This window comes from Borborobacter xinjiangensis, from assembly GCF_047739745.1.
Taxonomy (GTDB): domain Bacteria; phylum Pseudomonadota; class Alphaproteobacteria; order Rhizobiales; family Rhizobiaceae; genus Pseudaminobacter.
Window position 1 is genome coordinate 83,449 of the sequence record NZ_JBLLVA010000003.1, and the last position, 12,329, is coordinate 95,777.

Annotated in this window: 9 protein-coding genes, 1 tRNA gene and 1 pseudogene; 6 read left to right on the forward strand and 5 right to left on the reverse strand. The window is 62.2% G+C overall.

Annotated features, from left to right (window positions below):
- Nucleotides 1–25: 25 nt before the first annotated feature.
- Nucleotides 26–1,060 carry a glycine betaine/L-proline ABC transporter substrate-binding protein ProX gene (proX, locus tag ACLKMW_RS04880; RefSeq protein ID WP_415723271.1) on the forward strand — a complete coding sequence of 345 codons (1,035 nt, stop codon included), beginning with the start codon at nucleotides 26–28 and terminating at the stop codon, nucleotides 1,058–1,060.
- Nucleotides 1,061–1,451: 391 nt separating this feature from the next.
- On the opposite strand, the pseudogene ACLKMW_RS04885 reads toward proX, so the two are convergent.
- The 3 genes and pseudogenes from ACLKMW_RS04885 to ACLKMW_RS04895 form a co-directional block, all read right to left on the reverse strand.
- Nucleotides 1,452–1,974, reverse strand: a pseudogene (locus tag ACLKMW_RS04885) (cell wall hydrolase); the annotation flags it as partial.
- A gap of 116 nt (nucleotides 1,975–2,090) precedes the next feature.
- Nucleotides 2,091–2,840 (reverse strand): SDR family oxidoreductase, encoded by a 750-nt coding sequence (locus ACLKMW_RS04890; RefSeq protein ID WP_415723272.1) that lies wholly within the window; start codon nucleotides 2,838–2,840, stop codon nucleotides 2,091–2,093.
- 13 nt (nucleotides 2,841–2,853) lie between these two features.
- Nucleotides 2,854–4,329, reverse strand: a complete 1,476-nt coding sequence (locus ACLKMW_RS04895) for an aldehyde dehydrogenase family protein (protein WP_415723273.1) — start codon at nucleotides 4,327–4,329, stop codon at nucleotides 2,854–2,856.
- A gap of 208 nt (nucleotides 4,330–4,537) precedes the next feature.
- On the opposite strand from ACLKMW_RS04895, the gene zwf reads away from it, so the two are divergent.
- From zwf to edd, 3 genes are all read left to right on the forward strand, one after another.
- Nucleotides 4,538–6,007 carry a glucose-6-phosphate dehydrogenase gene (gene zwf / locus ACLKMW_RS04900; protein ID WP_415723274.1) on the forward strand — a complete coding sequence of 490 codons (1,470 nt, stop codon included), beginning with the start codon at nucleotides 4,538–4,540 and terminating at the stop codon, nucleotides 6,005–6,007.
- A gap of 4 nt (nucleotides 6,008–6,011) precedes the next feature.
- Nucleotides 6,012–6,707, forward strand: coding sequence for a 6-phosphogluconolactonase (gene pgl / locus ACLKMW_RS04905; protein WP_415723275.1), 696 nt, complete (start codon nucleotides 6,012–6,014; stop codon nucleotides 6,705–6,707).
- Nucleotides 6,708–6,773: 66 nt separating this feature from the next.
- Complete coding sequence (gene edd, locus ACLKMW_RS04910) at nucleotides 6,774–8,597, forward strand: phosphogluconate dehydratase (protein ID WP_415723276.1); 1,824 nt, start codon at nucleotides 6,774–6,776, stop codon at nucleotides 8,595–8,597.
- 18 nt (nucleotides 8,598–8,615) lie between these two features.
- Here the strand turns inward: edd and ACLKMW_RS04915 are convergent, their stop codons facing one another.
- Both ACLKMW_RS04915 and ACLKMW_RS04920 read right to left on the reverse strand, forming a co-directional pair.
- Complete coding sequence (locus ACLKMW_RS04915; RefSeq protein WP_415723277.1) at nucleotides 8,616–10,265, reverse strand: vWA domain-containing protein; 1,650 nt, start codon at nucleotides 10,263–10,265, stop codon at nucleotides 8,616–8,618.
- A 202-nt stretch (nucleotides 10,266–10,467) separates the two neighbouring features.
- Nucleotides 10,468–10,542: transfer RNA gene (locus tag ACLKMW_RS04920), tRNA-Thr, on the reverse strand.
- Nucleotides 10,543–10,680: 138 nt separating this feature from the next.
- On the opposite strand from ACLKMW_RS04920, the gene ACLKMW_RS04925 reads away from it, so the two are divergent.
- Entirely contained in the window at nucleotides 10,681–10,848 is a 168-nt protein-coding gene (locus ACLKMW_RS04925; RefSeq protein WP_415723278.1) for a hypothetical protein, read from the forward strand.
- Nucleotides 10,849–10,997: 149 nt separating this feature from the next.
- Complete coding sequence (gene murA, locus ACLKMW_RS04930) at nucleotides 10,998–12,287, forward strand: UDP-N-acetylglucosamine 1-carboxyvinyltransferase (protein ID WP_415723279.1); 1,290 nt, start codon at nucleotides 10,998–11,000, stop codon at nucleotides 12,285–12,287.
- The last annotated feature ends 42 nt before the right edge of the window (nucleotides 12,288–12,329 follow it).

Genomic DNA, 12,329 nt, shown 5'->3' on the forward strand with positions numbered 1-12,329 from the left:
ACGCAGCGAGAAAGGAGAGCATGAAATGGCCGGAAGCAAATTTCTCTTCGGGTTGGGGTCAGCGCTGGCTGCGGTGGCCCTGAGCACCGCGCCGCTCTGGGCACAGTCGCTGCCCGGGGAAGGAAAGACAGTGAAGATGGGTCAGCCCACCTGGGACACCGAATGGTTCCAGGCGCAGGTTTACAAGAAGGCGATGGAGACGCTTGGCTATAAAGTCGAGGGACCGACGGCGCTCGACAATCCGCCCTTTTACCAGGCGGTCGCCCAAGGCGACATGGACTTTTGGGCAAGCGGCTGGTTTCCGCTGCACAACACCTATCTGGAAGATCTCAAGGGCAAGGCGAGCACCGTCGGCTATGTGGCCAAGGGTGGCGCGCTCCAGGGCTACCTGATCGACAAGAAGACGGCGGACGCCCACAACATCCAGAAGATCGACGACTTCAAGAAACCCGAAATCGCCAAGCTTTTCGACAGCAATGGCGACGGCAAGGCCGATCTCGTCGCCTGCCCTCCCGGTTGGGGCTGCGAACTGACCATCACCCACCAGATGAAGGCATATGAGCTTGGCGATACCGTCAACGCTATCCAAGCTGCCTATTCGGCCTCGATGGCGGATGCGGTGAGCCGCTACGAACAGGGCCAGCCCATTTTCTTCTACACCTGGACGCCCAACTGGACGGTCGGCATGCTGAAGCCGGGCGAAGATGTGGTGTGGCTGGAAGTCTCCAAGCCCTCGCTCCCGGACGAACAGAAGGAAATGGAGGCGCACACCGCCATTCCCGACGTGAAGGGATGTGCGAACAACCCCTGCCAGATGGGTTGGCCGGCAAACGATATCCAGGTGGTGGCAAACGACAAGTTCCTGGAGGAAAATCCTGCCGCCAAGAAGCTGTTCGAGGTGATGAGCATCCCGCTCGAGGACATTTTCGCCCAGAATGCGCAGATGTACAAAGGCGAGGACAAGCCCGCCGACCTCGAACGCCAGGCCGGCGACTGGATCAAGGCGCACCAGCAGGAATTCGACGGTTGGATCGAAGCCGCGAAGCAGGCCGCCAAATAAGCGACGGCAAGGGATTCCCAATGATTTGGTTTGTCATTCAAACTCCTGATGCAGGAGTTTGAATGACGCATTTTTGATCTGACCGGCGGGGGCGCTGATCGCACCGCTTCTCCGCATTTCCCTGGAGCAACGGCGTCAAGCGGGCGTTCCTGTGGATGTTCATTCGCTCCTCCGAGAACCGCTGAAGCTTTGACAACCCTCAGAGTTCCCGGACCGAACCGAATGGACAACCTCCTGAAAGCTCACATCTAGTCTGACGGCGGCTGCATCTGACTCGCAATCATCGCGCCGATGGCGTCCACGGCCTTCGGATCAGCCTCATATGAGAGCGGTGCCTTCGGCGCATCGATCTCCGCGACCTTGGTCTCCACCGCTGGCGTCGGCACACGCTTCCTGCTGCGCTTCTCGTAGAAAGCGTTGCCTCCGGCGACAAGAACGTAGTGCATGTTCTTGTACGGGAAACGCAGCCCGGCCGTGTGGAAGAACATGGCATTCTTCACACCGGGATGGCGTTCACCCTTCAGCACCGCGTCGGCGGCGTTCTGGACATCCGGAAGCGCCTTGGAATTCATGCGCCTTGTCAAGACGCCGGGCGCGAACTGCCCTTTCTGGCCGACGACGCTGCAGACCGTGTTGCCATAGCGACCGGACCGCAGCCGGTTCATGACCACGGTGCCAACGGCGACAAGGCCTTCGCGGCTGGACCTGTTGGATTCGAAAAACATTGCACGGGCCAGACATTCCTTGTCCTTTGCCGAATAGCCGTAAGACTTCACGGACGATGTCTTGCCAATTGACGAGGTCTTGACGTTGTCCACCAGACCGTCTGCTCCTTGCGTGGTGCAACCAGCAAGAACACAAGCGGAAAAGATGGCGCAGAACGACAGCCTCGTCCTCCACCTTTTCAGGATCACGAGCGGGTCCCCTCTCTGTGCCACCCGCCCCGGCAAAAAGAATGAAGGAATTTCGGGCTAAAAGATGGCAACGCAGGATTGAGAAGGGCTCAGGCGCTCTCGCGGCGGGAAAAGGCTCAGATACAGCGTCCGCCGTCGACCTCGAGTGCGATGCCGGTGATGAATTCCGCCTCGTCGGATGCGAGCCAGAGTGCTGCGTTGGCGATGTCGAGCGGCGTCGACAGCCGCCCGAGCGGAATGGAAGCACGAAACTTCGCCCGCAGTTCCGGCGTGTCATCCCCCATGAACTGCGCCAGCATGCCTGTGTCGCCCGCAACCGGACAAAGGCAGTTCACCCGGATATTTTTCGGGGCAAGCTCCACTGCCATGGATTTGGTGGCTGTGATCGCCCAGCCTTTGGAGGCGTTGTACCAGGTCAAGCCCGGGCGCGGCCGCAGGCCGGCGGTCGAGGCGGTGGTGATGATGGAGCCGCCGCCCTGGCTCTCCATGATCGGCACGACGGCGCGCGTCGCATGGTAGATCGCCTTCATGTTGACAGCAGTGATGAGGTCGAAAACCTCCTCCTCCACTGCCAGCAGGTCGCCATTGCGGTGCGTGTAACCGGCATTGTTGACCATGACGTCGATGCGGCCAAACTCGGCCACCGCCGTCGCGACCAGTTCGTCGATTTCCGAGCGCAACGCCACATCGGTGGTGACGGGTATAGCCGCCGCACCGATTTCATCGGCTACGCGCTCGGCACCCTTGGCGTTGATATCGGCCACCACAAGCCTGGCGCCCTCCTCCGCAAAGCGCTTCGCCATACCCTCGCCGAAGCCGGAGGCAGCACCGGTGATGATCGCGACCTTGTCTTTCAGACGTGCCATCGCTTTCGTCCGCTCACCCATGGTTGAAGACGATGGTCTTGGTGGCGGACATGTCGTAGAGCGCCTCGAATCCTTTCTCGCGGCCATGACCGGATTTTTTGAAGCCGCCGAAGGGCAGTTCGATGCCGCCGCCCGCACCATAGGAATTGACGAAAACCTGCCCGGCACGCACCCGCTTGGCGACCCGGTGCTGGCGAGCGCCATCGCGCGTCCAGACGCCGGCAACCAGGCCGAATTCGGTGCCGTTGGCAAGCCGCACCGCCTCCTCCTCGCTTTCGAAGGGAAACAGCGCCAGCACCGGTCCGAAAACCTCCTCACGGGCGATTTCGGCGCTCGGATCGACCGAGCCGAACAGCACCGGCCGGTGATAGTAACCTTCGCGCAGCGCATCAGGATGGATTGCCCCTTCGGCAAGAACCGCCACGCCCGCCTCGCGCGCCGCCGCAACCATCGACCTAACGCGCTCCCGCTGCTTGGGGTTGATCAGCGCTCCAAGATCGAGATCGGCCTCATGCGGCCCGGCAACGAGCTTCGAGAAACGCTCGGCAAGCTTCGACGCCACCTCCTCGTAGATCGGCCTTTCGATCAGCACGCGACTGCCCGCCGAGCAGGTCTGGCCGCCATTCTGGATGATGGCGTTGACCAGCACCGGAAGAGCCGCATCGATATCGGCATCGGCAAAGACGATTTGCGGCGACTTGCCGCCCAGTTCCATCGTTACGCCGCGATTATTGAGCGCTGCCGCCTGCTGGATTGCGGTGCCGGTCAGCGGCGAACCGGTGAAGGTGACGTAGTCCACCAACGGATGGGCCGATAGCGCCGCCCCGGCATCGGAGCCATAGCCGGTAACGACGTTGAACACACCTTCGGGAAAGCCGGCTTCAAGCGCCAGTTCGGCGATGCGAATGGACGTCAGCGAGGCGTCCTCGGAAGGCTTGACGACCAGCGTGTTGCCCATGGCAAGTGCTGCACCGGCGACACGCCCCAATATCTGCAGCGGATAGTTCCATGGAATGATGCCGGCGACCACGCCATGCGGCTCGCGCAGCGTGAGTGCCGTATAGCCGTCGAGAAAGGGAATGGTGTCGCCATGAACCTTGTCACAAGCGCCGCCGTAGAACTCGTAATAGCGCATGGCGCCAAGGACATCCGCCTTGCCTTGGCGGATCGGCTTGCCGGTGTCGCGCGATTCCAATGCGGCGAGTTCATCGCCATGCTTTTCAACCAGTTGGAACAATCGGGTCAGGCAGCGCCCGCGCTCGATGGCTGACATCCGGCTCCATGGGCCTTCATCAAAGGCGCGCCGTGCGGCTGTGACGGCGAGATCGACGTCGGACCTGCCGGCGGCAGGGATAGATGCGAACGCCTTTCCGTCCGAGGGGCAGAAGACGTCGATGCGCTTGCCCGAGAGCGCGTCGGCCTGCCTGCCATCGATCACTTGCATGAAGGCCCGCCCCTCGGTCACCGTCGCGGAAAGATGCGTGCCCATTGCCAATCTCCTCTGGATTTCAGACCCGACAGGTCTAGGTAAGGAGCTGTCTTTTCCATGTAACCTGACACAGACAACCTGCATTCAATCAGAAGGCGCGGGTTGGACCAGTGTCAAGGTCGAAGCTGTGGCACTGTGGCACTGGTAAATTTAAATCGATTAGATTAAACCGGTAAAAATCAGCGCCTGCCGAAAAAACGGAACGACCATGACCAGCCAGATCATTCCCGTCGAACCCTTCGATTTCATCATTTTCGGCGGTACCGGCGACCTTGCGGAACGCAAGCTGCTGCCGGCGCTGTTCCAACGTCAGCAAGCCGGCCAGTTTTCCGATCCGACGCGTATTATCGGCGCCTCTCGCGCCAAGCTGACCGACAAGGAGTATCGCGACTTCGCTCGCACGGCGATTTGCGACCATGTGAAGCCGGAAGAGATCGCCGCTACACAGCTCGACAGCTTCCTTGCGCGGCTTTCCTACGTCGCCGCCGATGCGGTATCCGGCGACGGCTTTGCCAGGCTCAAGAAGGCCCTGGATGGCAGCGACAGCATACGCGCCTTCTATCTCGCGGTCGCGCCCAGCTTGTTCGGCAGCATCTCGACCAATCTTAAAGAGCACGGGATGATCACGGCGAATTCACGCATCGTCGTGGAAAAGCCGATCGGGCGCGACCTTGCCTCGGCGCGTGAGCTGAACGACCAGATCGGCAAGGTATTTTCCGAGCAGCAGATTTTCCGCATCGACCACTATCTCGGCAAGGAAACGGTGCAGAACCTGATGGCGCTGCGCTTTGCCAATGCGCTCTATGAACCACTGTGGAATTCGGCCCATATCGACCATGTGCAGATCACGGTTGCCGAAACAGTCGGCCTCGAGGACCGGGTCACCTATTACGACAAGGCCGGCGCGCTGCGCGACATGATGCAGAACCACATGCTGCAGCTGCTCTGTCTTGTCGCCATGGAGGCACCCGCCTCAATGGAAGCGGATGCTGTGCGCGACGAGAAGCTGAAAGTGCTGCGCTCGCTGAGACGCATCAACGGCAACGAGGCGCCCAAGGTCTCGGTTCGCGGACAATACCGGGCCGGCGCCTCGTCGAACGGGCCGGTCAAGGGCTATGTCGAGGAACTGGCAAACGGCGAAAGCAGCACCGAAACCTTCGTCGCCATCAAGGCCGAGATCGGCAACTGGCGCTGGGCGGGCGTGCCGTTCTACCTGCGCACCGGCAAGCGGCTGGCCTCGCGGGTTTCCGAGATCGTCATCGAGTTCAAGCCGATCCCGCATTCGATCTTCGAGGAGAGTGCGGGCAACATAACCGCCAACCAGCTTGTCATCCGGCTGCAGCCGGACGAGGGCGTCAAGCAGTGGATCATGATCAAGGATCCCGGACCGGGGGGCATGCGGCTGCGCAACGTTCCGCTCGATATGAGCTTTGCCGAAAGCTTTCAGGAGCGGAATCCGGACGCTTACGAGCGGCTGATTATGGACGTGATCCGGGGCAACCAGACGCTGTTCATGCGCCGCGACGAAGTGGAAGCCGCCTGGGCCTGGATCGACCCGATCCACAATGCCTGGGACGACAGCCGCCAGGAAACGCAGGGCTATACGGCCGGCACCTGGGGACCTTCAGCGTCGATCGCGCTGATCGAACGCGACGGCCGGACCTGGCACGAAAGCTGAGCGGATGGACGAGGCGCAAAGCGACTGGCACGAATTCGCCTCACGCGGCGAACTGGCGGCAGCGCTTGGCCGAAAGGTTGCCAGCCTGCTTGGCGACGCGATCGCCGAGCGTGGCGAAGCGCGCCTCGCCGTTTCGGGCGGCACGACCCCTCGCCTGTTCTTCCACGCCCTGTCGCGTGAAAAGCTCGACTGGAGCAAGGTGACGGTGACGCTGGTCGATGAGCGCGCCGTGCCGCCGGATTCCCCGCGCTCCAATCAAGGGCTGGTCACTGAGACTCTTTTGCGGAACGAGGCGGCCGCAGCGAAATTCATCGGGCTCTATACGCCGGGCGATCTGCCAGGAGCAGCCCGCCGCGCCAGTGACGCGATCAGCAAAGCGCTGCCGCTCGACATGGCGGTTCTCGGCATGGGAACGGACGGCCACACCGCCTCGTTCTTTCCGGATGCTGACAATCTGGAAGAGCTGCTTGATCCGAACTCGCCCGCAAAGGTGCTGGCAGTCAATGCGCCGAGCGGCGTTGAGCCGCGTCTGACATTGGCGCTCGCGCGCATCGTCGAGGCAGGCTTCGTTGCCTTGCATATCGAGGGACAGGAGAAGCGCACCGTGCTGGAAAGCGCTTTGGGGCAGGCAGCGCGCCTGCCCGTCCGCGCCGTGTTCGATCACGCGCCTGCGCCAGTACAGGTGTTCTGGGCGCCATAGTTTTCACCTCTGTCGCCTGAGTTCCTCCCGGCTTTGCGCGACGTGAACTTGCAAGGAGCGACCGCCATGGGCGCGAGAAAAGACATCGAAGCCATCACCGATCGTATTCGAGAGCGCTCGAAGGCCTCCCGGGAAATCTATCTGCAGCGCATTGCCGATGCCGCGAGCCGAACCGCCAATCGCGCCGTGTTATCCTGCGGCAACCTCGCCCACGGTTTTGCAGCCTGCTCTGCGGCGGATAAGGCCGCGCTCAGCGGCGACAAGGTGCCCAATCTCGGCATCATCACCGCCTATAACGACATGCTTTCTGCGCATCAGCCGTTCGAGACCTACCCGCAACTGATCAAGGAAGCGGCGCGCGAAGTGGACGGCACCGCGCAAGTGGCGGGCGGCGTGCCGGCCATGTGCGACGGCGTAACCCAGGGCCAGCCCGGCATGGAGCTTTCGCTGTTCTCGCGCGATGTCATCGCCATGGCCACCGCCATCGGTCTCTCGCACAACATGTTCGATGCGGCGGTGTATCTTGGCGTCTGCGACAAGATCGTGCCGGGCCTGATGATCGCGGCCCTCACTTTCGGCCACCTGCCTTGCGTGTTCATTCCGGCCGGTCCGATGACCTCTGGCCTGCCCAATGACGAGAAGGCGAAGATTCGCCAGCTTTACGCCGAGGGCAAGGTGGGGCGCGCCGAGTTGCTGGAAGCGGAATCGAAGTCCTATCACGGACCCGGCACCTGCACCTTCTACGGCACGGCGAATTCCAACCAGATGCTGATGGAGATCATGGGGCTGCACACGCCCGGCGCCTCCTTCGTCAATCCCGGCACGCCGTTGCGAGACGCGCTGACCCGGGAAGCGGCCAAGCGCGCGCTCAGCCTCACCGCCCTCGGCAATGCCTATACGCCGGTCGGGCGGATGATCGACGAGCGGTCGATCGTCAACGGCGTTGTCGGGCTTCACGCCACCGGCGGTTCGACCAACCACACGATCCACCTGATCGCCATTGCCGCGGCGGCCGGGATAAGGCTGACCTGGCAGGATATTTCCGATCTCTCGGATGCGACGCCGCTTCTGGCCCGCGTCTATCCGAACGGGCTCGCCGATGTGAACCATTTCCACGCCGCTGGCGGGCTCGGCTTCCTGATTCGCGAACTGCTCGATGCCGGCCTGCTGCATGAAGACGTTCAGACCGTCTGGGGCGATGGCCTTCATCCCTATGCGATCGAGGCGAAGCTTGCCGCCGATGGCAGCGTGGCCCGCGATCCGGCGCCCGCTTCAAGCGGCGACGAGAAGGTGCTCGTTCCCTATGCCAAAGCGTTCCAGCCGAGCGGCGGCCTCAAGGTCCTGACCGGCAATCTCGGCCATGCGATCATCAAGACCTCCGCCGTCAAGCCCGAACGCCGGCTGATCGAGGCGCCGGCCGTGGTGCTGGACAGCCAGGAAGCGCTGCATGACGCCTTCAAGGCGGGCGAGCTCGATCGCGACTTCGTCGCCGTCGTCCGCTTCCAGGGTCCGCGCGCCAACGGCATGCCGGAACTGCACAAGCTCACCACCATTCTCGGCGTGCTGCAGGACCGCGGCCACCGGGTGGCGCTGGTCACTGACGGGCGCATGTCGGGAGCCTCCGGCAAGGTGCCCGCCGCGATCCATGTAACCCCGGAAGCGCTCGAAGGCGGGCCGATCGGCAAGATATGCGATGGCGATATCGTAAGGCTCGACGCCGATAACGGCACGCTTGAGGTGCTGGTGGCCGATGCGGAACTGAAGGCTCGCAAGGTGCCGCTGATCGACCTCAGCGGCAACGAGTATGGCTTCGGCCGCGAATTGTTCGCCGGCTTTCGCCAGATGGCCGGCCGCGCCGATCAGGGGGCAAGCGCGTTCGGCATGGCGTGAACGAAGCCTGCGCTATTTTCACGGAATCGTAAGTTCGACCCGCTCGCCAGCCTTGACTGTCGCCGGTTCTTCCTTGTTGCCGCCATCATCGCCGCGATCCGCGACAACAACGTAATCGCCGACTGGCAAGGTGGTCTGATGGCTGTCGCCATACGCGTAGCCGAAGCTCTTTCGTTCGCCCTGAATGTCCTTCCGGGCCGAAAACACTTCGATGCGCTCCGCACCCGGCGCGGAAATCGCAAGGATGCCCGCATTCAGCACCGCGTTCACTTCCACCGATTCGCCAACCTTGACCGTAAAAGGCTGTTCGGCGACAGCCTGGTCCAGCTTGACGACCGCGACATACTCGCCGGGCGGCAGATCGAATTTCTCGTCGGGACCGTAGCCGTAAGTCACCTGCTCGCGCGAACCATCGATCTTCTTGGCCGCCTTGAATATCCTGGCGTCGAGGCCTCCGGCCTCGATCTTCATCTCCGTCGCATAGAATCCGTTGACGATAGCCCTGCCGACACCGGCGATGATTTCCTTCTCGATGGACTGGCCGGGCGCCAGATCGAAACTTTCGCTCACCTCGGCGGAACCGATCTTGACCTTGACCGTCTGCTTGCCGGCCGGCAGCACGACCTTGGCCAGGCCATATTCGGTGGTGCTTCCACCCGGATACTCGAAAAACACCGTGGCCGAATCAGCAGCACCTTCACCGGCGGCAGGCAGCGGTTTGATCGTCACCGTCCCGGCATTCAGCACCAGTGAAGGCTCTGAAATCTTGCCGGCTTCGATCGCCAGCCGCTGCTCGACCTCGGCCTCGCCGAGCTTGCCGACCAGAATGTAGTCGCCGGGCTCCAGCTTGCCCTTCCAGTCACCGTAGTCGGTCGACAGATGGTCGCCGCGTTTGCCGTCTCCGTTGGCCTTGTAGACCTGCCAGCTCTGGCCGGCGTCCGCCGGCAGCGGAGAACTCGTCTCGGCAAGCTTCAAGGTCGGCACGACATTGAATTCGGGCGCGGCCGGCGTTGGCTGCGGTTGCGGCTCCGGCGCGGGCTCAGGTTCAGCCGCCACAGTTTCGACCAGCGCGTCTCTCAGCGCGCCGGCATCAGAGGCCTGGATGTATTTCCCGCCGGTGTTTTCGGCGAGGCATGCCACCTGCCGCCCTTCTTCCGCCGTCAGGCCGAAGCCGACGACATGCGCGGTGAAATCGACGCCGGCCTGCTCGAGCTCCTTGCCGATTGCGCATGGATCGGCATTGCAGGTTTCCAGCCCGTCGGTGATGAGAACGACTGTCGCCTTGTCCTCGGTATATTTGAGTGATTCGGCCGCCTGCTTCACCGCTGCGGAAAGCGGCGTCTTGCCGAGAAAATTCATGCCGTCGACCGCGGATGCGATCGAGCCGGACGTGCCGGTGGCGGGCGGTACGACAAGCTCTATGTCGTCGCATGCGCCCTTCTGCCGGTGGCCATAGGCCATCAATCCGAGTTCCATATCGACTGGTACAGTCTGGAGAACGGTTTTAAGCGTCTCGCGCGCAATTTCTAGCTTGGGCTTGCCATCGATCTGTCCCCACATCGAGCCGGAGGCGTCGAGCACGATGATCGACCGATCGGCAGTGTCGGCATATGTCGCAGTCGAGACCAGCGCCGAGGCGGCCAGGACCGCCCGCAGAGATTTCATCATTGGTGGAGTTTCCCCTCGTCACGCGTGTTCGCGGGGAAGCTAGCGCATCGGCCTGAAAATCGAAATCGGTTTTCGGAACGCTGGTGCGGTAGTCGGCTCTTTGCGGGACCAAACGCATAACGGAGCATCACGAGACATGGCCGATCGTTTGACGACCGCATGGCTGGCGGCGCTGGGAACTACGAAATTTTCGGAAGATCCCTGGTGCTGCGAGAGAGGATTGAACTCTCGACCTCTCCCTTACCAAGGGAGTGCTCTACCACTGAGCTACCGCAGCTTCCGGATGCGGCGGACTTCTGCCATATCAATGCGGTAAGCGCAAGCTGTGTATTGACGTTGATTGCGGACACGGCGCCGCCACAATGATATCTATTTCTGCCTCGTCACAATCCAAAGGGACGGATCGGGCAAGCGGATGGATTCAAGGAAGACCACTCAGGATTCAGCCGAGAAGCAAGCCCGCAAGGCGCGCCTTGCCGAGCAGTTGCGCGCCAATCTACAGAAGCGGAAGGCACAGGCGCGGGCGCGCCGAACCGGCGAGGCCGACAACCGGCCCGAGGGCATCGAAGCCGCCAAAAAATGAGAATGGCGAACAGGTGGCGGCTGCGCTGGGGATGGCCGCGGGTCAGACAGCGTGCCGAAATCCTGTTTCTTGTGCAGCACCACGCGATGCTTTAAACCCACCGCGAACTCAGCGGGGCAATCCGGGCATTTCCGGGGAAGTGTTTTTTCATGGATCGCATAAGAATTTCCGGCGGCAATCATCTGGAGGGCCGCATCCCGATTTCGGGCGCGAAGAACGCGGCGCTGCCGCTGATGATCGCATCCTTGCTCACGGATGAAACGCTGACGCTCGAAAACGTGCCGCACCTGGCCGATGTCGAGCAGCTTACACGCATCCTCGGCAATCACGGCGTCGACTACTCCGTCAATGGCAAGCGCGAACGCCAGCAGGAGGGTTACTCGCGCACCATCAATTTTTCGGCACGCGATATCGTCGACACGACAGCGCCCTATGAGCTTGTTTCGAAAATGCGCGCGAGCTTCTGGGTCATCGGCCCCTTGCTTGCCAGGATGGGCGAGGCCAGGGTCTCGCTTCCCGGTGGCTGCGCCATCGGTACGCGCCCCGTAGACCTGTTCATAGAAGGCTTGCAGGCGCTTGGCGCGGATATCGATGTGGACAGCGGCTATATCCTGGCCAAGGCGAAGAACCGGCTTGTCGGCAATCGCTACGTCTTTCCCAAGGTCTCGGTCGGCGCCACCCATGTGCTGTTGATGGCGGCCTCCCTGGCGAGAGGCGAGACAGTGCTGGAGAACGCAGCTTGCGAGCCCGAGATCGTCAATCTCGCCGAATGCCTGATCGCCATGGGCGCGAAAATTTCAGGAGCGGGGACGCCGACGATCACCATCGACGGCGTCGATTCGCTTTCGGGGGCGAAGCATCGGGTCATACCCGACCGCATCGAGACCGGCACCTACGCCATGGCGGTGGCAATGACCGGCGGCGACGTCGTCCTTGAAGGCGCCCGGCCGGAACTGCTTCAGGGCGCGCTCGACGTGATCGCCCGGACCGGCGCCGAAATCGTGCCGGTCTCGTCCGGTATCCGCGTCGTGCGCAACGGCAGCGGCATCGACCCGGTCGATGTGGTGACCGAACCCTTCCCCGGCTTTCCGACCGACCTCCAGGCCCAGATCATGGGATTGATGACGATGGCACGGGGCAGGTCGAAGATCACTGAAACGATTTTCGAGAATCGCTTCATGCATGTGCAGGAACTGGCGCGACTTGGCGCGCATATCACGCTGTCCGGCCAGACGGCTATCGTCGAGGGTGTCACCAAACTCAAGGGCGCACAGGTGATGGCGACGGATTTGCGCGCTTCCGTGTCGCTGGTGATCGCCGGGCTGGCCGCCGAGGGCGACACCGTCGTCAATCGGGTCTACCACCTCGATCGCGGCTTCGAGCGGCTTGAGGAAAAACTGTCCGGCTGCGGCGCGGTCATCGAGCGCCTCACCTCGTAGAACCTGTCTCCTTATCCTGAGGGACAGGCTTCACGGCAACGA

What these genes read in the sequence shown, in the direction of transcription:
- proX (WP_415723271.1), top strand. Translation starts at nt 26, where the DNA reads ATGGCCGGAAGCAAATTTCTCTTCGGGTTGGGGTCAGCGCTGGCTGCG.
- pgl (WP_415723275.1), top strand. Translation starts at nt 6,012, where the DNA reads ATGGACGAGGCGCAAAGCGACTGGCACGAATTCGCCTCACGCGGCGAA.
- ACLKMW_RS04925 (WP_415723278.1), top strand. Translation starts at nt 10,681, where the DNA reads ATGGATTCAAGGAAGACCACTCAGGATTCAGCCGAGAAGCAAGCCCGC.
- murA (WP_415723279.1), top strand. Translation starts at nt 10,998, where the DNA reads ATGGATCGCATAAGAATTTCCGGCGGCAATCATCTGGAGGGCCGCATC.
- ACLKMW_RS04895 (WP_415723273.1), bottom strand. Translation starts at nt 4,329, where the DNA reads ATGGGCACGCATCTTTCCGCGACGGTGACCGAGGGGCGGGCCTTCATG.
- zwf (WP_415723274.1), top strand. Translation starts at nt 4,538, where the DNA reads ATGACCAGCCAGATCATTCCCGTCGAACCCTTCGATTTCATCATTTTC.
- ACLKMW_RS04915 (WP_415723277.1), bottom strand. Translation starts at nt 10,265, where the DNA reads ATGATGAAATCTCTGCGGGCGGTCCTGGCCGCCTCGGCGCTGGTCTCG.
- edd (WP_415723276.1), top strand. Translation starts at nt 6,774, where the DNA reads ATGGGCGCGAGAAAAGACATCGAAGCCATCACCGATCGTATTCGAGAG.
- ACLKMW_RS04890 (WP_415723272.1), bottom strand. Translation starts at nt 2,840, where the DNA reads ATGGCACGTCTGAAAGACAAGGTCGCGATCATCACCGGTGCTGCCTCC.